Annotated in this window: 22 protein-coding genes; 11 read left to right on the top strand and 11 right to left on the bottom strand. The window is 40.2% G+C overall.

Annotated elements, in window-relative coordinates:
- Positions 1–15: 15 nt before the first annotated feature.
- Both gyrA and AB5542_RS05220 read right to left on the bottom strand, forming a co-directional pair.
- A complete protein-coding gene (gyrA, locus tag AB5542_RS05215; RefSeq protein WP_368243008.1) occupies positions 16–2,526 on the bottom strand; it encodes a DNA gyrase subunit A in 2,511 nt (836 codons plus the stop codon).
- Between the two features lie 196 nt (positions 2,527–2,722).
- A complete protein-coding gene (locus tag AB5542_RS05220; protein ID WP_279040143.1) occupies positions 2,723–3,484 on the bottom strand; it encodes an MBL fold metallo-hydrolase in 762 nt (253 codons plus the stop codon).
- A gap of 123 nt (positions 3,485–3,607) precedes the next feature.
- On the opposite strand from AB5542_RS05220, the gene AB5542_RS05225 reads away from it, so the two are divergent.
- Both AB5542_RS05225 and thiD read left to right on the top strand, forming a co-directional pair.
- Complete coding sequence (locus tag AB5542_RS05225; protein ID WP_410518819.1) at positions 3,608–4,315, top strand: SAM-dependent methyltransferase; 708 nt, start codon at positions 3,608–3,610, stop codon at positions 4,313–4,315.
- Positions 4,316–4,329: 14 nt separating this feature from the next.
- Positions 4,330–5,136, top strand: a complete 807-nt coding sequence (thiD, locus tag AB5542_RS05230; protein WP_279040144.1) for a bifunctional hydroxymethylpyrimidine kinase/phosphomethylpyrimidine kinase — start codon at positions 4,330–4,332, stop codon at positions 5,134–5,136.
- A 131-nt stretch (positions 5,137–5,267) separates the two neighbouring features.
- Here the strand turns inward: thiD and AB5542_RS05235 are convergent, their stop codons facing one another.
- From AB5542_RS05235 to AB5542_RS05245, 3 genes are all read right to left on the bottom strand, one after another.
- Positions 5,268–5,852, bottom strand: coding sequence for an alpha/beta hydrolase (locus tag AB5542_RS05235; RefSeq protein ID WP_118302384.1), 585 nt, complete (start codon positions 5,850–5,852; stop codon positions 5,268–5,270).
- A gap of 158 nt (positions 5,853–6,010) precedes the next feature.
- Complete coding sequence (locus tag AB5542_RS05240; RefSeq protein WP_124318500.1) at positions 6,011–6,559, bottom strand: NADH peroxidase; 549 nt, start codon at positions 6,557–6,559, stop codon at positions 6,011–6,013.
- 17 nt (positions 6,560–6,576) lie between these two features.
- A complete protein-coding gene (locus AB5542_RS05245) occupies positions 6,577–7,014 on the bottom strand; it encodes a Fur family transcriptional regulator (protein ID WP_279040147.1) in 438 nt (145 codons plus the stop codon).
- 167 nt (positions 7,015–7,181) lie between these two features.
- Here AB5542_RS05245 and AB5542_RS05250 point away from each other — a divergent pair, with 167 nt between their 5' ends.
- The 6 genes from AB5542_RS05250 to AB5542_RS05275 all read left to right on the top strand — a co-directional run bounded on the left by AB5542_RS05250 (position 7,182) and on the right by AB5542_RS05275 (position 11,836).
- Positions 7,182–7,511 carry a hypothetical protein gene (locus AB5542_RS05250; RefSeq protein ID WP_140402556.1) on the top strand — a complete coding sequence of 110 codons (330 nt, stop codon included), beginning with the start codon at positions 7,182–7,184 and terminating at the stop codon, positions 7,509–7,511.
- A gap of 59 nt (positions 7,512–7,570) precedes the next feature.
- Positions 7,571–9,706, top strand: coding sequence for a TonB-dependent receptor (locus AB5542_RS05255; protein ID WP_279040149.1), 2,136 nt, complete (start codon positions 7,571–7,573; stop codon positions 9,704–9,706).
- Positions 9,707–9,729: 23 nt separating this feature from the next.
- Positions 9,730–10,404, top strand: coding sequence for a hypothetical protein (locus AB5542_RS05260; RefSeq protein WP_087420218.1), 675 nt, complete (start codon positions 9,730–9,732; stop codon positions 10,402–10,404).
- A 155-nt stretch (positions 10,405–10,559) separates the two neighbouring features.
- Positions 10,560–11,213, top strand: a complete 654-nt coding sequence (locus AB5542_RS05265; protein ID WP_279040151.1) for a superoxide dismutase — start codon at positions 10,560–10,562, stop codon at positions 11,211–11,213.
- 125 nt (positions 11,214–11,338) lie between these two features.
- On the top strand, positions 11,339–11,596 hold the full coding sequence (locus AB5542_RS05270; RefSeq protein WP_279040153.1) for a DUF4160 domain-containing protein: 258 nt from the start codon (positions 11,339–11,341) through the stop codon (positions 11,594–11,596).
- A 6-nt stretch (positions 11,597–11,602) separates the two neighbouring features.
- Positions 11,603–11,836 carry a DUF2442 domain-containing protein gene (locus tag AB5542_RS05275; RefSeq protein ID WP_087420216.1) on the top strand — a complete coding sequence of 78 codons (234 nt, stop codon included), beginning with the start codon at positions 11,603–11,605 and terminating at the stop codon, positions 11,834–11,836.
- Positions 11,837–11,958: 122 nt separating this feature from the next.
- Here AB5542_RS05275 and AB5542_RS05280 read toward each other — a convergent pair whose 3' ends face one another.
- The 6 genes from AB5542_RS05280 to AB5542_RS05305 are packed head-to-tail and all read right to left on the bottom strand — an operon-like array spanning position 11,959 to position 17,554.
- On the bottom strand, positions 11,959–14,130 hold the full coding sequence (locus AB5542_RS05280) for a S46 family peptidase (protein ID WP_279040155.1): 2,172 nt from the start codon (positions 14,128–14,130) through the stop codon (positions 11,959–11,961).
- 23 nt (positions 14,131–14,153) lie between these two features.
- Entirely contained in the window at positions 14,154–14,741 is a 588-nt protein-coding gene (locus AB5542_RS05285) for a Maf family nucleotide pyrophosphatase (protein WP_279040157.1), read from the bottom strand.
- Entirely contained in the window at positions 14,738–15,670 is a 933-nt protein-coding gene (locus AB5542_RS05290; protein WP_087420214.1) for a geranylgeranylglycerol-phosphate geranylgeranyltransferase, read from the bottom strand. The genes AB5542_RS05285 and AB5542_RS05290 overlap by 4 nt, the downstream gene beginning before the upstream one ends.
- A gap of 13 nt (positions 15,671–15,683) precedes the next feature.
- Positions 15,684–16,211 (bottom strand): KdsC family phosphatase, encoded by a 528-nt coding sequence (locus tag AB5542_RS05295; protein ID WP_279040159.1) that lies wholly within the window; start codon positions 16,209–16,211, stop codon positions 15,684–15,686.
- 20 nt (positions 16,212–16,231) lie between these two features.
- Positions 16,232–17,071, bottom strand: coding sequence for a Rossmann-like and DUF2520 domain-containing protein (locus tag AB5542_RS05300; RefSeq protein WP_279040161.1), 840 nt, complete (start codon positions 17,069–17,071; stop codon positions 16,232–16,234).
- Between the two features lie 3 nt (positions 17,072–17,074).
- Positions 17,075–17,554 (bottom strand): hypothetical protein, encoded by a 480-nt coding sequence (locus tag AB5542_RS05305; protein WP_087420211.1) that lies wholly within the window; start codon positions 17,552–17,554, stop codon positions 17,075–17,077.
- Between the two features lie 130 nt (positions 17,555–17,684).
- On the opposite strand from AB5542_RS05305, the gene AB5542_RS05310 reads away from it, so the two are divergent.
- The 3 genes from AB5542_RS05310 (at position 17,685) to AB5542_RS05320 (ending at position 21,079) form a co-directional block, all read left to right on the top strand.
- Entirely contained in the window at positions 17,685–18,473 is a 789-nt protein-coding gene (locus AB5542_RS05310; RefSeq protein ID WP_087420210.1) for an aminotransferase class IV, read from the top strand.
- Positions 18,474–18,584: 111 nt separating this feature from the next.
- Positions 18,585–19,955: a serine hydrolase domain-containing protein gene (locus tag AB5542_RS05315; protein ID WP_279040163.1), complete on the top strand. Its 1,371-nt coding sequence runs from the start codon at positions 18,585–18,587 to the stop codon at positions 19,953–19,955.
- A 2-nt stretch (positions 19,956–19,957) separates the two neighbouring features.
- The gene (locus tag AB5542_RS05320; protein ID WP_279040165.1) at positions 19,958–21,079 is read left to right on the top strand and encodes a glycerate kinase; all 1,122 of its coding nucleotides are present in this window, start codon (positions 19,958–19,960) and stop codon (positions 21,077–21,079) included.
- Positions 21,080–21,114: the final 35 nt, after the last annotated feature.

The following is a 21,114-nucleotide window of genomic DNA, read 5'->3' on the forward strand; positions in this document are numbered from 1 at the left end:
ATCATGTGTAAATAATTATTCTTCATCATTCGAATCTGCTACTTCTGTTCCCTCCTGCCCTTCTTCCGGAAGATTCTCTTCTTTCGAAGCGGATACTTTCGCTACTGCTGCAATAGCATCATCATTTCTCAAATTAATTAATCTCACTCCCTGCGTGTTACGTCCCATAACTCTCAAGGTACTAACATCCAGTCTTATCGTCAATCCTGACTTGTTAATAATCATCAGGTTATCTTCATCCGTAACGTCAAGTAAGGCGATCAGGTTACCTGTTTTTTCCGTCATGTTGATGGTCTTAACACCCTTACCACCTCTATTAGTGATACGATAATCCTCGATACTGGAACGTTTTCCATATCCATTTTCAGACACAACCAACACGTCGGATTTACCGGATTCAATGCAAATCATACCGATTACCTCGTCTCCTTCGTTATCCAGCGAGATACCCTTTACCCCGGATGCAGTTCTACCCATCGGACGAACTTTTTCTTCCGGGAAACGGATGGCTTTACCGGATTTGACCGCTATCATGATGTCACATTTACCATTGGTCATTTTTGCATCCAGCAATTGATCCCCGTCTTTAATTGTAATTGCATTCACACCATTCGCTCTCGGACGAGAGTAGGCTTCCAAGATAGTTTTTTTCACAATACCTTGTTTCGAGCATAATACAATATAGTTATTATTAATATACTCTTCATCTTTCAAATTGAGGATGTTGATATAAGCCTTCACCTTATCATCCGGCTCGATATTCAATAAATTCTGGATAGCTCTACCCTTGGATTGTTTAGTTCCTTCCGGGATTTCCCATACTTTCAGCCAGAAACATTTTCCTTTTTCAGTGAAGAACAACATGGTGTTATGCATCGTGGCCATAATCATGTGTTCAAGAAAATCTTCATCTCTCGTGGCAGATCCTTTCGAACCTACTCCCCCGCGATTTTGAACCTTATATTCGGATAGCGGAGTCCGCTTGATGTATCCCATGTGAGAAATAGTGATTACCATTTCTTCATCGGCATAAAAATCTTCCGGGTTGAATTCTTCAGAGGCATAAACGATGTCTGTTTTACGCTCATCGTTATATTGGGCTTTCACCTGAAGTAGCTCATCTTTGATAATTTGCATTCTTAATTCTAAACTAGCTAGAATTTCTTTCAAATGCTCGATCAATTTCATGATGTCGTCATACTCGGCTCTTAGCTTATCTTGCTCCAGACCTGTTAGTTGACGTAATCTCATTTCAACGATAGCACGAGCTTGTACCTCCGTCAAGGAGAAACGTTCAATCAAATTATTCTTCGCTTCCTCCGGAGTTTTAGATGCCCGGATAATCCGGATTACTTCGTCAATATGATCACTGGCAATGATCAAACCTTCCAGAATGTGAGCCCGATCTTCCGCTTGCTTTAATTCAAATTGAGTGCGCCGTGTAATGACATCATGACGATGTTCCACGAATAACCGGATCAAGTCCTTCAAATTCAACAAACGGGGTCTACCTCCCACGAGCGCAATGTTGTTCACCCCGAAAGAAGTTTGAAGAGCCGTATGTTTTAATAATGTATTCAGTACGACATTGGCAATAGCATCTTTTTTCAAATCAATAACGATACGCATACCGCTACGGTCGGATTCGTCATTGATATTAGAGATACCATCTATTTTTTTCTCGTTCACCAGATCAGCAATGCGAGAAATCAATTCTGCCTTGTTGACCATATAAGGAATTTCGTGAACGATCAGTTTTTCCCGGCCATGAGGAGTTGTCTCCACGGATGTTTTCGAACGCACAACCACGCGACCTCTTCCCGTGTGATATGCCTCTTTCACCCCGGCATACCCGTAAATTGTTCCTCCCGTGGGGAAATCCGGAGCTTTTATGATCCGGATCAAGTCATCTATTTCAATATCCCGGTCATCAATATAAGCACAAATAGCATCGATCGTGTCACGCAGATTGTGGGGAGGCATATTAGTAGCCATTCCAACCGCAATACCTGACGCACCATTCACGAGTAACAACGGAATTTTAGTGGGTAGAACGCTGGGTTCTTTTAATGATTCGTCGAAGTTCGGAATCATGTCCACGGTATCCTTATCCAAATCCACCAACGTGTCCTCGGTTACCTTCATCAAACGAGCCTCAGTATAACGCATTGCCGCGGGGCTATCTCCATCCACGGAACCGAAGTTTCCTTGTCCGTCAACCAGCGGATAACGTAAAGACCAACTTTGAGCCATACGTACCATCGCCATGTAAACCGAGCTATCACCATGAGGGTGGTACTTTCCGAGTACCTCTCCGACAATTCTCGCTGACTTTTTGAATGGTTTACCAGACGTAACACCCAATTCGCTCATTCCATATAATACCCTTCTCTGTACCGGTTTCAAACCGTCCCTAACATCAGGTAATGCACGCGACACAATCACCGACATTGAATAGTCAATGTACGAAGATTTCATCTCCTCCTCGATGTTGATCTTGATAATTTTTTCTCCGACGTTTTCCATTTATAATATTAAATTACACTATTAACGCATTGTTTTATAGGGCATTATTCTAAATTTCACCCCTATATTACTAAAATCCCACAAATGTAATAAAAACAGTGGATTAACGGAAATTTTAAGTCCTTTTTTATTCACATTCACTCTTGCCTTTCAGCAAGCATTTAACAAAAAGGAAACCGGAGCGAGTAATAAGATTTTAGAACTCAAATGATAACATATCATGAGCCAGTTGTATATTTTCAGGTAATTCCCGCGAGACCTCTTCGTGCAATCCCATCTGATGACCGATATGCGTGATGTAGGCCTGTTTCACGTGTAAGGTTTTCACAACATCAATGGCTTGATTCAGCGTAAAGTGAGAAAGGTGGACTTCTTTACGTAAGGCATTAATCACCATGTATTCGACGCCTTTCAGTTTTTTCATACTTGCCTCCGATATGAAATTCGCATCCGTGATATAAGCGAAGTTATCAATACGAAATGCCGTCACGGGGAGCTTGTAGTGCATCACCGTAATAGGTTCTATTTTAATATCCCCAATCCAGAATGGGGCTTCACCTATCACGTGAATGTTCATTTCAGGTACACCGGGATAACGGAATGCTGCGAAAGCGTAGTCATAATCCTTACTGATAACGTCTTTCGTTCTCTGGTTACAGTAGATGTCTACCTCGCCATTTTTGACCCAGTTAAAAGCCCGAATATCGTCCAGTCCCCCGATATGGTCTTTGTGTTCATGTGTCAGCAGCAAAGCTGTCACGTCCTTTACACCCGCCCGTAGCATCTGTGTTCGGAAATCAGGTCCCGCATCTATAATTAGTTTTTTATCCCCAATATCAATCATGGCAGAACTCCTTAAACGCTTGTCATTCTCATCCGTAGATTGACAAACAGGACATTCGCAAGCAATAACGGGAACCCCTTGTGAAGTTCCACTTCCTAAAATCGTTACTCTCATCTGTTGAAGACTGAAAAATAATTATATTCTGACATCGAAAATTCCATACAGAACGTTTTATTGTGTCATGCAAAAATAATAAGATTCGGAATAATCCTGTATATTTGCCCCAAACATTTTATTATGGGAAAATTATATTTGATCCCCAATTTACTTGGGGAGACACCGATAGAGCGGGTTATTCCTGATGATGTAGTTCATATCATTAAGAATATCAAAGTTTTTGCAACTGAAAACGTAAAAAATACCCGTCGTTATTTAAAGAAAATAGATAAAACGATAAATATTGATGAACTCGTTTTTTTAGACCTGAATGAACATTCGGATATAAAAGATATTGAAACCTATCTCCCCTATCTGGCCGATCAAGATATGGGGATTATCTCCGAGGCCGGATGTCCCGGTATTGCAGATCCGGGAGCCGAATTGGTAGCATTAGCCCATAAACACAATTATCAGGTAATTCCTTTAGTGGGCCCCTCTTCTATTTTATTGGCTCTGATAGCCTCCGGGGCTAACGGGCAAAACTTCTCGTTTAATGGTTATTTACCCATTGCTAAGCCTGAACGCATTAAAACATTGAAAACTTACGAGAAACAATCTGCCGTGGAGAACCGGACACAATTGTTTATAGAGACCCCCTATCGGAACGTGCAATTGTTCGAGGATATGATAGCCACCTTGTCTCCCACGACACGCCTCACGATAGCCTGTGATATTACGACAGAAAATGAATACATAAAAACCATGTTAATAAAGGATTGGAAACACGTGAAACCGGATATAAATAAACGCCCGACGATTTTCGTGTTATATGCCCGATCATTCTAAACCTTTTATTTGTCATGAAAACCTACAAGAGAGTATTATCTATAGCCGGTTCCGATAGCGGTGGTGGTGCCGGAGTTCAAGCAGACTTGAAAGCGATCTCCGCCTGCGGGTGTTTCGCCATGACCGCCATTACAGCCGTAACAGCTCAAAACACATTAGGTGTGAGAGCCATTGAACCTCTTCCCGTGAATGTCATAGAGGCCCAGATTAGGGCTTGTTTAGACGATATTGGCGTGGATGCGGTAAAAATTGGTATGTTACATTCCGTGGAAGTGATTCAAGCCGTCACGAGAGTATTAGCCGATTACCCGATCAAGCACATTGTCGTGGACCCGGTAATGGTGGCGACCTCAGGCGATCTGCTTGTGCAGCAAGAGGCCATTGCCGTGATGCAAAAGGAATTATTCCCGTTGGCTACCGTGATCACTCCCAACCTTTACGAGATAGAGATTCTCTCCGGAAAGAAAATACGCTCTCAGGAAGATTTATATCTTTCCATTCCTGCATTGAAGAATATCGGCGCTCGCAATGTCTTATTAAAAGCCGGACACTTGGAATGCGAAGAGATAACAGATGTTTTAATTGATTGTGAGAATGATTTGGAATATCGTTATCCGGCAAAGAAAATAATCACCCCGAATACACATGGTACCGGGTGTTCTTTATCATCCTCCGTGGCCTCTTATTTAGCCCATGATTTTCCCTTGAACATAGCCGTGGAAAAAGCCTTGAATTATTTGCACGGGGCCATAGAAACGGCTGCCGGGTACCAAATAGGGCATGGACATGGAGCCATTCATCATTTTTACAAGTGGTGGTGAGCCTTTCAAATATGCTCGTTTATAGGTAAAACCCTAGTATAACGTTGTTATAACCCATAGATAAGGATAAATCTAACAATAAAGCCGCCTCTATCAACTAGAGCCGGCTTTTTCCTAATATAGTGTGATTGTCAATGTGTTTTAAACCAGCGGAAGACATTCCTTACCGTTTTATCCAGAACAAGAGGATCTTCAAAATATTGTGCATGAGTAACGGAACCTTCCCATATCGCTAATTTTTCCTCCGCACAGATCGTGTCGTACACGCGTTGAGCGGATTGGTACTCCTTTTCGTTTTCACCTCCGTGAATAACGATTGTTGGTACTTTTACCCGAGATGCCTCTTTGCGTTTGTAGCATCCTGCCACTAAAGCGATAGCTTTCAATCGTTTTTCCGCTTCTGTACTGGCCAGAACTTCATTCGTTCCGTTACATATTCCCATGGCGTACATTTTATTCGGATCAACTTCATCTTTCAAACTCAAATAATCAATGGCTGCTTTTACATTCTGAGTTTCCTCCATTCCTAAAACGACAAAACCATAGTTTGCCAATCGCGTGGCATATTGTAATAATACCGTGTTATTCGAGGCATCTTTGGGGCCTAAAACAAGTATTGCCGGTTTTTTACCCTTTTCTTGTGGATTACACAACCAACCTTTACTATCAATTCCTCTATCTGATAAAGTGACGTCTTCGCATCTATAAGTTCTCATACAATTCTCCGTGTTAAATTCAATTTCGAGTGTTGTTACGGGAACTTATAAGGTAAAGTTACATAAAATACGTATAAAAAATGTACTATTTTATTAATAAAAAGAGATCGTCTAAGCCTTGACGATCTCTTTAATCTTATAAAATAACCTACAATAGATTACTTGAAGTAACGATTGTATAAACCTTCGAAACCTTTACCATGACGGGCTTCGTCTTTACACATTTCATGAACGGTATCATGGATAGCATCCAAATCCAATTTTTTAGCCAAAGTAGCAATACGTTTTTTATCCTCGCAAGCACCAGCTTCTGCCTCCATACGTTTTTTCAAGTTTGTTTTGGTATCCCAAACACATTCTCCCAATAATTCTGCAAATTTAGCTGCGTGCTCTGCCTCTTCCCAAGCGTAACGTTTGAAAGCCTCTGCTATCTCCGGATAGCCTTCACGATCTGCCTGACGACTCATAGCCAAATACATCCCGACTTCTGAACATTCCCCGTTGAAATGCGCTCTCAATCCTTCGAGAACTTCAGGATCAACTCCTTTTGCTACACCGAGACGATGTTCGTCAACGAACGTCAAAGCACCTTCGGTTTCAACTAATTCTTTAAACTTGCTTTTCGGTTGTTTACATTGAGGACAAATTTCCGGAGCTTCATCTCCTTCATGAACGTAGCCACATACGGTACAGATAAATTTTTTCATAACGCACTTTTTAAATGTTATAATAATATGTTTTTTCTTTTCTCTTCGGCGCATTTTTTACAATACCCCTTGTAATAAAGATGAATTTCTGTAATAATCAATTCCCCTACTCCTTCCAATTGTATCGCATCCTGATTTTCAACCGGAAGATCATACACGCAACCACATCCCAAGCACATGAAATGAGCGTGACTCGACGTGTCAATATCGAATCGCACGTTTTTTTCATCGATCAAGAGAGCTTTCACCGCACCTTGCTCCGTGAACAATTTCATCGTATTGTATATGGTCGTTTTAGACAAAGTAGGCATGGTCGGATATAAAGCATTATAAATCTCGTCAGCCGTCGGATGTACCCGGTGTGCCATCAAATAATCCATAATTGCCATTCTCTGCAAGGATGGTTTGATGTTATATTTTAGTAAATACTCCCGTGTTCCTTCAACTGTATTCATTGCTTATTTGTAATCGTTACAATTTTATATCGAGTGCAAATATCGTTATCTTTTTTATAAATGCAACATCTCGAATTGTATTTTGCAAAAATTTAGAACAGTTCTAATTAGTGATGTTCACATAGAATTTTGATCATCCCTATCTAATTATTTTATAGATTTGCACCATGTTTTTTATCGGACCATCGGCAAACATATTCGTTTATTTGCTTGTTTCAGCGTTCTTTGTGATATGTTTCTATGCACAAACTGAAATAAGACTCCCGGAAGGTATTCCGGGACAAGAAAGAATTATCGAATACCGGATCGGGAAAAACGAGATATGCTATTGCCAGACGATGGAAGACGAGGAGGTTATATCCTCTCCAAACTCTCCTTATTTAAAAATAACAGACGATCGATCGAAAACCAAACAATATGTCTATTTTGGTCACTATGACGATCCTAACCTTATATTATTAACACTAAGGGCTCCTCCCGCTATCCACTTGTCGTAATCCTTTAAGAGGAAAGAGTGGAATAATTCACGGGATATATTAATTTAAAACAACATCAAATGCGGATCATATATAGCATTCTGCTATTGACATTTATTTCCGGTCATTTGTTTGCGCAACGGTCCGAGACCGTGCAGACGAATGATTCTACATTCAGTGTCATTAAACAATTGAAAGAAGTCGTCATTACGGCTGAAAAGAGGGAATTATCCATTAGCGAGATTCCTGTTGCTCTTAGCGTGATTAGCGGGAAAAACTTGTTGAACGAGAATAATCCGGATCTCCGGAACCTGTCGGGAATCGTTCCGAATTTCTACATGCAGGAAGGTGGCTTGAAACTATCAACTCCGCTCTATGTTCGTGGAATTGGAACGGTATCCGGGACTCCACCCGTCGGTTTGTACGTGGATGGAGTTCCAATTTTTGACAAAAATGCTTTTATATTTGATTTGTATGACATTAGGCAAATAGAAGTACTGCGAGGCCCTCAAACAACCTTGTACGGTCGGAACAGTATCATCGGTTTGATTAATATTCGGACAAATCCTCCTGCGACAAAGCTTTCTTTGCAAGCAAAAGCAGGTGTTTCCAGTTATAATTCGCAGAATTACATGATTATGGCTAATTTGCCTATAAATAAAGTCCTGTATAACAAATTATCTTTTGCATATAATCGCACGGACGGATATTTCAAGAATGATTTTACCGGGGGAAAATCGAACAAGTCGGATTCATACGATATTCGTTACCAGGGAAGCGTGTTTACGGATGCAACATGGAAAGTGGCGTTTGGTATGAACTATAATCATAGTTTTGATGATGGTTACGCTTATCATGCCGTTGATTCTTTAAAAGCACACCGCTATCGGGTTAATTATAACGCAGACGCATCCTATAAACGGGATTTATTGTCCACGTACGTGAACATTCAGAAACATTTTTCTCAAACTCTGTTGAACTGGATCACCTCCTATTCCCGGGCTAAAGATAAACAGGTTCTGGATGCCGATTTCACGTATCATGATGTATTTCAAAATGAAAAGGAATCGAAACAGGATCTGATCACGCAAGAGATTAATTACCAATCCTCCCAAGGCGAGAAAATCGATTGGACATTAGGAACATTCGGTTTCTACAAGGACCTGACGAATGATTACTTAGCCACTTTTGGTACGGAACGTCACTTACTTCTCCCGCTAGATTTGGATCAAGCGTCGTATTATAACAACACTTCGACTTGGGGAATTGCCGGATACGGGCAAGTTACCGTGAAAAATCTCTTGCCGGGGATGTTCGTTACTGCCGGAATCAGGTATGATTACGAGAAAGCGTCTCTCTCCTACCGGGACAGTTTGTTATTTCACGACGCAGACCAGTTTACCGGTTATCATGATTGGGATGAAAACCATTCTTATGCGGCTTGGTTACCCAAATTTTCCATTCTACAAAAATGGAACGAGCAGTTATCCACCTACTTGAACATATCTAAAGGATATAAAGCCGGCGGGTATAATATCATTTCAAACGAAATGACCACGCAGGTTGTAGAACTGGAATATGGTAAAGAATCCTTGTGGAATTACGAGCTTGGGGCTAAATACTTCAGCGCTAATGGACGGTTTAACTTGAACGGAGCGCTTTTTTATATTGATTGGAAAGATCAGCAAATCTTCGTCATGGAGATGATGGGGCCGATTATCAAGAATGCAGGAGACGCCCGCAGTATCGGTGCGGAGATTGATTTAAGTTGGGAATGTCTGCCACGATTGGTTTATTTCCTTTCCTCAGGATATAGTAATTCGGAATACTACCACCACTTAACCAAGGAATATGAGGGTAATAAAATTGTCATGGCCCCGGAATTCACGATGAACACGGGGGTATCGTATTCCAAGACAATCAAGTCCTTATTATTCAAATCTTTCACGGCAACCACGTCTGTTACTGGTTTCGGGACCCAATATTTTGACGAGGCGAATACCATGAAACAAGATCCTTATTTCCTTTGGAACATGGATTTGGGTATTTCCGGTAAACACATCGATTTCCACGTGTGGGGTAAGAACATTTTGGATAAAAGTTTCTTTTGCTATATGTTCAACAGTCCCGTGGGAAAGAACTTGCCGGAATACATGAAATCCGGACAATCCGGGGCACCCTCTCGATTCGGGGCATCTATAACAATAAAATTATAAACAATCATTTTAAATTTATCTATATGAAAAACAAATTAATTTACTTGATCTCTGTATTATTTGTGGCAGTTGCATGTTTCTCTTGTAGCGACGATGATGATAATAATAACAATAAAGACCTTATCGGGACTTGGAATTATTCAGGAAAAGCGGCTGATATTCATTTTGAATTTGACTATAATGGCCAAATCAGTATTCCCGAAGGAATAATTCCTCCAGAGGTGGTTCTACCTGATGGAGTTGCTGGCATGATCAGCAACGGAATTGACGCTAGTATAGTTAAACTGTTTTTACCGGGAATTGCAAACAAATATATGTCTCAATATTTCCAAGGAATTAAATTTACTTCTGAAACCGAGATGGAAATATTAATGACCATGAATGACCAACCAGCAACTTTAAAGACGGCTTATACGATTCAAAAAGATATTATAAAAGTCAGTACACAAAGTGATGGTTTTAAAGAGCTATTAGGCACCATTCCCGTTACCTCGATTGATTTGAATTACAAAATAGCAAACAATGAATTGACAGTATATTTAAATACTTCTTACGTGAAAACACTCCTTGCAGCAGTTCCGGCTATTTTAAAAGTTACAGACTTGCCAGCAGAACAACAAACAATAATTGAAGACTTTGTTGAATCTTTTTCAAAAAATCTTAAAACACTGGAATTCGGTGCAAAACTGACGAAATAGAATCATCCATGTACATGGATAAAAACGGGTAGTGAAAAATAGTAACTACCCGTTTTATTTTTTTTCATAGAAAGCAGTAACTTTATTCATATTTTATCGTATCCTTAGTATAGAATTTGTAAATTTAAAAACAGTTTAATTTAAAACATAAAGATATGAAAACAGAAGAGTACAAAGAATTGGATGTGTTGATGTCATCAGAGGTTATAAATACAAAAGGTGAGGACAACAAATTTAAACTACCCCCTCTACCCTATAAAGAAAACGCATTAGAACCTTATATTAGCGAACGTACCATCCAATTCCACTACGGAAAACATCTTGCAACTTATATTACGAACCTGAATAATTTAATCGTGGGTACCGAATACGAAAAAATGTGTTTAGAAGGTATCGTGATCAAATCTGAAGGTGGTATTTTCAATAATGCAGCACAAACATATAATCATATATTCTACTTCGAGACCTTCCAAGCTCATCATGCTGCACAAGTTGCTCCGACAGGAAAAATAAAGGAATTGATTGATAAATCATTTGGAAGTTTCGATGCCTTCAAGGAAGCGTTTGCTAAAGCAGCCACCACCTTATTTGGTTCAGGATGGGCCTGGTTGGTTGTGGACAAAGAGGGTAAACTGGAAATCGTACAAACCGGTAATGCAGATACTCCACTGAAACATGGAAAGAAACCCGTGTTGACAATTGATGTCTGGGAACACGCTTACTATTTGGACACCCAAAACGCTCGTCCGAAATACATTGAAAATTATTGGAACATTATAAACTGGGACGTTGTAAATAAACGCCTTTAAAATCCATAATGCATAGAACATCTCTAGCGGCAATTCAATTCCATTGCCGCTATTTTTATAACCTTTTATTTGTGAAAACAGAACTAATTCGTTACATTTGTTATAAACTAGAAAATACATGAATTATGCCCGAAATTTGTAGGTTTTTTGGTATTATAATATTCCTTTATTGGAAAGATCACAATCCACCACATATCCATTTCACTTATGGAAATTATGAATGTTCAATCAGTGTTCTGGATCGAATTGTTGATGGTCAAGCCCCTGCAAAGGTGATTGTTAAAGTCAATGAGTGGATTGATTTACATGAAACAGAGATTCTTACACTTTGGGAAAAAGCCCAAAAAGGTGAAAAAATAGATAAAATAGAACCTTTAAAATAATTATTTATGTTACGAGTAGTCGATGTTGATTATATCAAAGATTATGAACTTCTTGTAACTTTCAGTGATGGGAACAAGAAGAAAGTTGATTTGAGACCTTACTTAACGGGAGAAGTTTTTGGTGAACTATTGGATAAAGAAAAGTTTGTTCAATACGGCTTAACCCGTATCACTATTGAATGGGCCAATGGAGCTGATTTAGCACCAGAGTTTTTGTATGAAATCGGAACTGCCGCATAATATTTAGGTGTCTTGAATTTGTCGGTCTGAGAGTTAAATTCACAAATAAAAAACAAGCCTTTATCGCTGATTTTGCTGATAAAGGCTTGTTTTTTAATACTTTTCCGAAGATGATATTATTATTAATGAATGATTACCATCTCGTCAATCAATCTTTGCGCTCCTGCATATTTATCAATGATAAACAGGACATAGCGAATATCAACGGCAATATTCCGACAAATTTCCGGGCTATATTGCATATCTGACATCACACCTTCCCAAGCACGGTCAAAGTTTAAACCGATCAAATTACCTTCTGCATCCAGAACCGGACTACCGGAATTACCGCCAGTCGTGTGATTCGTTGCGATAAAGCAAACGGGAACTTCCCCGTCTTGAGTGTAAGGGCCGAAATCCCGGTTCTTGTACAAATCCCGTAATTTCTGGGGTACATCATAATCATAGATATTCGGATTATCCTTTTCCATGATACCTTTCAATGTCGTGTAGTGCGTGTAATAAACAGCATCAGTTGCATGGTATCCGGCAATTTTCCCATAAGCTACACGTAAGGTAGAATTCGCATCCGGATAGAACGTTTTATCGGGCTGCATCTCCATCAATCCGGCAATCCACAACCGATTCAATAATTTCAATTCACTTTCAATTCGGCTCAATTCGGGACGAATTTTATCTGCATACAACGTGTAAATTCCGGTCGCCACTCCAAGAATCGGATCTTTTTCAATTTTCGTGATTGATTTCTCTGATAAATTGTCGATGAATTTCAGCAAATTATCCTTATGCGTGAATATCGATTTTTTAAACAAGTCGGCAGCATAACGATCAGGAGCGTTCAATTTAGCATATTTAGGGCTCAAACGAACGACTGACGGTATCCATTGGTCTCCGACTTCCTTATTATTATACAACTTGAACATTTCGGTCAATATCCGTTGATCCGTGGCCACATCGTAATCTTTATAGAAGGCCTCAACGTAATTTTTCAAAGATGTTTTAAGCTGTTCCTTATCCGGGAATTTGTCATAGTTATCCAATACCTGTTCAATTTCACGGGCAAATTTTATGATTTCCGCACCTCCCAATCCGGCCTCCGAAGCATAAGCTGCAGCCAAAATATATTCTTTACGAGCGTCATATAACGCTTTGTAACGATCCGTCAAACCGATATACTCGGTTTTTCCATTACTTTTAGCCCAGTTGTTGAAATTATTTTCAAGAATTCTTTTATTATCTGCCGTGTTGAAACGATCCAATCCTTTAATCTCCCCCTGCCATTTTTTCCAGGCATTAGCAACGCTTGCAGCTTTCGCTGCATATTTTATACGCAACAATTCATCCGACTCCATAGCGGCATTGATTACCTCCAATTTTGCCGTACGGATTTTAATCTTATGCGGGTCTTCAACAGAAGCAATTTGATCTATCGCGTAAGAAGTCAGGTACTCGTTTGTCGTTCCGGGATAACCGAAGACCATCGTAAAATCACCTTCTTGTACCCCCCGCGCAGAAATCTTAAAGAATTTAGCCGGTTTATAAGGCACGTTCTTATCTGATATAGCTGCCGGCTCATTGTCCGGTCCCGCATAAATACGCAAAACGGAAAAATCACCCGTGTGACGCGGCCATGTCCAGTTATCCGTATCCCCACCAAATTTACCGATAGCAGAATTCGGAGCCCCGACTAAACGAACATCCCGGAAGATTTTAAACACGGAAAGAAAATATTGATTTCCGTTAAAATATGGCTTTATATTAGCCGCCAGATTGGTTCCTTTAACAGCTTCCGTTTCCAATTTCCGGCATATTTCATTTACCTTCTTCGTACGTTCGCTTTCAGACATCCCGGCATTCAATCCTGCATTGATTTTATCCGTGACATCCTCCATCCGAACTAAAATAGAAGCTGTTATCTTGGGATTAACCAACTCATCCGCCATGGATTGAGCCCAAAAACCATCCCGTAAATAGTTATGTTCCAAACTGGAATGAGCTTGGATCATGCCAAAAGAGCAGTGATGATTCGTAATTACCAATCCTTGATCACTCACGATCTCCCCGGTACAAAAGTGATGAAACGGAGAACCTTCATTACCCAGCCCGATAACGGCATCTTTCAATGAAGCTTGGTTAATGTCGTAAATATCCTCCGCTGTTAATTTAAAACCGGCTTTCTGCATATCTTCTATGTTGTATTTTTTCAACAACATGGGAATCCACATTCCCTCGTCAGCTAAACTTGGTAAAGTCAGCAGAATGAAAGCCAAAAAACATAATGTAATTTTTCTCATTTACTGGTATTTTTGAATGTTATTTATTGAAATTGTAATTTCCGCAAAGTTTCATATAATTTCTGTATCGGTAATCCCATCACGTTATAGAAAGAACCTTCTATACGCTCGATCCCGATGTACCCGATCCACTCCTGAATCCCGTAAGCTCCCGCTTTATCGAATGGCTTATACGTGTCCACGTAGAATTCAATCTCTTCATTTGATAAATGCTTGAAAAACACGTCTGTCCGTGAAGAGAAAGAAAGTTGTTTCGTACGAGTGGTTACGCTCACACCCGTTACCACCAGATGACGATTTCCCGATAGCTCCTGTAACATCGAAATAGCCTCTTTCCTATCTGCAGGTTTACCTAAAATCCGGTCATGAATACAAACTACCGTATCGGCTGTTATCAATACTTCATCAGCCTTTAGCTCCTCTCGAAAGGCTGAGGCCTTTACTTTCGATAAATATTCCGGTACATTCTCCAAATGGAGTTCTTGAGGATATTTTTCTTCAACATTTTTCAACCGGACTTCGAAGGTAAACCCAGCATCTTTCATCAATTGCTGTCTCCGTGGTGATGCGGAGGCCAATATTAATTTATAATTTTTAATAGAATGCATCATTCACACAACTTACAAAATACACTGACTCCTATGCACAAAACCATAATCAAACGAATCATTCGCAACTGGAATTTCATCTTGTCATTCTTCAATACCGCGTAGCCGTAAAACAAGTATGGTATAATCAAAGCTACAACAAAATAAATCCATACGATCGGGGTTCGTGTAAATCCGAATAACAAAAATAGGATCAACGATGTGATGGCAATCGTGATCAACCCGATGATCACCTTTCTCGTTGCCGGAATACCAAATTTTACAGGTAAAGTAACGATTCCATCAGCCCGGTCGCCATTTATACTATATATGTCCTTGTTGATCTCGTAGATCAGCATATTAATAAAAAGAAAATACGAGAAACATACTGTCCAGTAGAACACGTAGGCAAAACTAACGTGCGTTTTCAAAACGACATCCGAGTACACATCACTCAATAACGGGATTTCGAATGTAATCACGGTAAGCGGGATTAATCCGGCCAAAATAGCCACGACGATATTTCCCCAAATAAAACGTTTTTTTATCCGGGAGGAATAAAACCACAATACCAATGATATAATTAAAAATAAGAATACGATCTCAGCATGATGAGCTTCTCTCGCCAGATAATATGCGATTCCCACGGCCACAACATTCAAAATAGAATGTAGAATGATTGCAGCCCTGCGGCTAATGGTTTTCCCAACAATCACGGGTCTGTTTCCCGAAATACGGTCCGCCTTCGTGTCAAAATAATCATTTATGACATAAGCGGCCGACACCAGACAACACACGGCTATTACCAGTAACGAGAAATTGCCTTCCGGCATTTGCAGGGCAAAACCAGCTTTCTCCAGCACGGGCTGGACAACAAAGAAACGCATGGCATACATGGTAAATGCCGTGAATGCGATCGTTCGTAGGCGTATTAACTTGAGAATTTCCAACATCTTATTCTTTAACTTACATACATTTCACGTAGCATTGGGTATCCATCCATTCGCCTTTTGCTTTCAGAACTTGAGCCACGACATCCCGTACGCATCCGAGTCCCCCGGGCGTGTCTGAAATATAACGGGAAATAGCTTTGACCTCTTCGCACGCATCCGAAGGACATACCGGCATACCCACGATTTTCATCACGTTGTAGTCTGGTATATCATCTCCCATATACATCACATTTTCCGGGTTCAGATTATATTTTTGCAAGAACTCGTTCAACGCTTCAACTTTATTCGCCACGCCAAGATACACGTCCTTCACTCCCAATTTCTCAAAACGTTCTCTTACCCCGGGAGCCTGCCCCCCGGAAATGATACAAACCGGGTATCCCTTCTTCGTGCAGTACATCATGGCATAGCCATCTTTCGTACAGGATGTACGAATCAAGTCACCTTCCGGTGTTATATTCATTTCATGACGTGAAAAAACTCCATCTACATCGAAAGCAAAAGCTTCTACCTTCTTTAATTCCTCTTTGAATAATTTCATAGCGTTCGTATTTATCTAATTTACCACAATGTGGGCATATCTATTGTATCTTGCGAGATCTTTTGATCCCCCGTCTCTTCTTTATCTTGCGTTTCCTTTATTCCTTCCGACAATATCGTGTATATTTTCAGCAAGTCTTTGTCATTCTTCAACATATTCTTGTGCATATTCATGATACTCTCGTCCCCCCGCTTGGCCGGTCCGGTTTGAGCCTCTTCCGGATTTAGGAGCATCACTTTATGTGCCGTCTCGAAAATCAAAGGACGTAGCATAGCAAAGGATAGTCCTTTGTCTTCTAGCAATTTGCCTGCCACTTGATACAAATAATTAGGAAAATTACAGGCAAAAACTGCAGCCAGATGCAATTCTTTACGCTGGGCCGAGTCTATCTCGTATATTTTATCCGACAACTTTTCCGCAAACTTTTTAATTCGTTCCTTCACGGGGCCCGTGTTTCCCTCCACACATAACGGGATCTCCCTGAAATCCAGTTCTCGTTTCTTGGAAAAGGTTTGTACCGGATAAATCACCCCGTAGTGTTTGGAATATGACTTGAATACATCCATCGGTTGACTTCCTGAAGTGTGTAGAAGTAACGCATTATCTGGCATTCTAATCGTCTTAATAATAGATGGTAAAACATCATCACTTACACAAAAAATATAAATATCCCCATCCGGATACACCTCATTTGCTTCAGCCGTGTAAGATATTCCCGTCTTCATTCCCAGTTGCCGGGCAGAATCAAGCGTACGACTATAAATCTGACATAAATTCTCTCCCGCTTTTAAAAGGGCCCCGGCCAAATGATGAGCGACATTTCCAGCCCCGACCAATATGATTTTATCTTGTTGTTCCATGTATTAGTAAGCAATATTTTTAGGAGATAATACCCCGTTTTTAATAGCTTCTAAAAGACGTTCACTCGCCTTGCAAATATCTTCATTGAAAACTTCGGAAATTAAAACTAATTTGCCATCGATTATTTGTAAATGTTTATATCCGTTCTTATTGTCCGCTTGATTCAATAATATCAAATCATTCCCGGGAATGAACGTGTGAGTCATTTGGTTGCGAAGTTTATCATACAAAAAGCCATTATCATTTAACAACCGATAACGCCCGCCGAATAACTTCTTTACCCCAAGAGAAAAACGTTTGGCCGACTGCCCTTTGGCTTTCATGGGTTTATTATCTAAAAAACTTCCCAGAACCTCAATCGCTTGCCCCATGATGACAAATTGCATATATGACAAGCCCACGCCCTGCAACTTAGTAATTTCATCCACAATCACTTCACGTATGAAATGCTCTATCCGTTCTATTTGCTCTTGTGTTTCCATATATCAGCCAAAAATAGCGCAAATTATCGAAAGTAACAAGCCCCATTTTCTCTCTCTAAAATTTCTGAACATTTCCGGTTATATAATCGTTTTAAAGCATAAATTCGCGACACATAAAAGGAGAAAAATTATGATGTTATTTAATAATAAACCCATCGATAACAAGGAATATTCCGAAGACATCCTAAATGAAGGACTTAGTATATATGAGGTATGCCGGGTTTTTAGAGGAAAAGTTATATTTCTAAACGACAACCTTTTACGACTTGACAATTCAATAAAAAAATCAAATATTGCCATTGATTTGAATTCATTACACGTGGCAGACCAATTAAATCGATTGATTCAGCTTGAAAATATCAAGGAAGGAAATATTAAATACGTACTTCGAGTTACCCCGAAGGGAATCGAGCAATATGTCTATCAGATAAAACATTCCTACCCGTCGGAAGAAGCTTACCAACATGGAATTGACACGGTTACTTGCCATGCTATCCGTGAGAATGCCGAAGTGAAATATGTCAATTCCGAGTTACGGGAAATGACAAACAAGATCATTCAGGAACAAGGAGTTTCTGAAGTTTTATTAATCGATCAGGATAACTGTGTGACAGAAGGTTCTCGTTCAAATGTATTTTTTATCCGGGATAACGTGTTTTACACGGCTCCTCTTCCTCATGTTTTGCCGGGAACTAGTCGGAAACGGGTATTAAATATCTGTCAGGAAGACGGGTTGACCGTGGTGGAACAAAGAGTGAATTACAAAGACATTGCCTCCTATCAAGCAGCCTTTATAACGGGGACTTCCCCACTTGTGTTGCCCATCGCTCATATAGACGGAATAGCTTTCGACCCGCACCACCCATTGCTGGTGAAAGTTATGGAACACTACTTCAATTTATTAAGTAAGAATTTTTAAAGGTGTTTCACATCTGATCTCTTTGAATAAAAATGTATTTTTATTAATATTGCAAGCGTAATATTTTTTTGAGATGGAATATTACGCTTTTTTCCTTAGATTGCAGATGTAATGAAATATATTATACTAATTATACTATTCTTTTCAGTTATCAGTTTCAGACCTTGGAATTCTTTCACGAAAGAAATTCAGGTTGAAAAAGATTCTATTCCCCAAGACACGCTTGCCGTAGCAGTACATGATTTATTCACGAATGAATATTCTGATCTAGTTGAAACCAAGCGTTTAGATCAAACGATTGAACGTTTTATGAATCAGTGGGAAATAAAAGGGGCTTCCCTCGCGATCATGAAAGATGGAAAACTGATTTATAGCAAGGGATATGGGTATGCCGATGAAGAAAATGAGGTGAAAACCGATGTGAACCACATCTTCCGAATTGCCTCGGTTTCCAAACTAATCACGGCGGCAGGAATTATGAAATTAGTTGAAAACGGGATTCTATCTTTGGATGATAAAGTATTTGGTGAAGAAGGTATTTTAAGTGACACGACACTTTATGCCCCGATAAAAGATAAACGGGTGAATAATATCACCGTGGAAAATCTTCTACGTCACCAGGGGGGATTCACCAATCGTGCAGGAGACCCTATGTTCTGCCCGGTAGATATCGCGGAAAAAATGAATGTTCCGGCACCTGCAGACTTGAATACCATCATTAAATTTGTTTTATCCCGACGTTTAGGTTTCACACCGGGAACAAGCACGTGTTATTCAAACGTGGGTTACGGAATTTTGTCAAGGGTGATAGAAAAAGTTTCCGGAAAAAACTACGAAGAATTTATTCAGGACAGTATACTCATTCCTGCCGGGTGTTATGATATGCATTTGGCACATAATCTGGATAAAGACCGATATTTCAACGAGGTCAGGTATTACGAACAATCGGATGCAGACCTGATCCGTTCATGTGATGGGCGGGACACGCTAGTATATCGCAGTAACGGGGGAAACAATATCGAGGCTCTTTACGGTGCCGGTGGTTGGGTGGCTTCCCCGACCGAATTATTACGTTTCCTTTCTGCCATAGACGCTGACGATTCATATCCGGATATATTGACAAAAGAGAGCGTGGAAACCATGACAAAATGCATGAAAAACGCTTTACCTCTTGGCTGGATGAACACGAACAATCAGGGTGATTGGTGGCGTTCCGGTACTTTGGCAGGAACCAGTGCCATGTTGAAACGTCAACGGGACGGGTTCTGTTGGGCATTTATCACCAACACGAGCAATTGGACCGGACCTCGTTTTCCCCACAAGATCGAAGGTATGATGGTTCGTGCCATGGATCGGGTAAAAGAATGGCCGGACAGAAATCTGTTCGATCCTGATTACTGCAAGGCTTTCGAAGACGGGAAAAAATTGCTGGCCAATGAAAAAGGAGCCCAAGCACATCCCGTGCATCCTGACAATATCTAACCATGAACCTCATAAACAATCGTAATATTCTTCTAGCTCCTAACTCATTCAAGGGAAGTCTGGATGCTTTCGAGTTTTGTCGAATCCTAGCCACTGAATTAGAGGAATGTGGATTTCATACGATCTCTCTTCCATTAGGAGATGGCGGTGATGGAACAGCCCGAATTGTAGCACATTACCTTCATGCACTCCCTATCAAGACGAAAACGGTAGATGCCTTGGGACGTGAGCATTTTGCCTCGTATTACTTAAAAGACAACACGGCTATCATTGAATTAGCCGAAGCTTGTGGTCTGAAACATTTGAAACGAGAGGAATATGACATCTTGAACACGAACACGGCAGGGTTCGGTGTTTTAATCAATCATGCCCTCTCTCAAGGAGCGACCCATTTGATTCTTTGTGTCGGTGGAAGTGCCAGCGTGGATGGTGGTACAGGAGCTCTGCAAGAAATGGGATTGACAATTGTCAATAACTCTCTGAACAGAAATTATATTACAGGTATTAAGGATATTAATATCGAATTATTGCAGCAAAGGTTTAAAGGAATTCATATTACAATACTATGTGATGTTGATAATCCTATTTGTGGACCGGAAGGTGCAGCCGCCGTGTTTGCCCCGCAAAAAGGAGCATCACCAGAACAAGTTGTCATGCTTGATAATCAATTGTGCCTTTGGAGTGCTTTATTAAAACAGCACACAGGTAAAGATGTAACCCGGTTGAAACATGGAGGAGCCGCGGGTGGAATCACGGCGGCCATGCACGCTTTACTAAACGCACAACTTGTTTCGGGTTCCGAATATTGCTTGACTCTCTCCCATTTCCACGACAATCTTTTACAAGCCGGAATTGTTATCACCGGAGAAGGAAAAATTGATATCCAGTCCTTTTATGGCAAAATTCCGGGAACAGTTGCAACCTTATGTTTGCAACAAAACGTTCCGGTTTATGCCGTTGTCGGATTGGCAGAAAAACAGGTCCTTACCCGTTTCGATAAAGTATTCACGATGAGCCAGTATGCCCGTTCTATTCAAGATTCTATAAAGAATGCCCCGTACTACCTAAAGATCATTGCTCAAGCCATTGTTGATGCCCTTTATTCATCCGCTTATTCGGATTGATTCTCTATTATAAATAAATTATCACTTTTTCTTTG

It is taken from the genome of Butyricimonas sp. RTP31003st1_G1_RTP31003_210430 (genome assembly GCF_040920905.1).
Lineage (GTDB): Bacteria > Bacteroidota > Bacteroidia > Bacteroidales > Marinifilaceae > Butyricimonas > Butyricimonas paravirosa.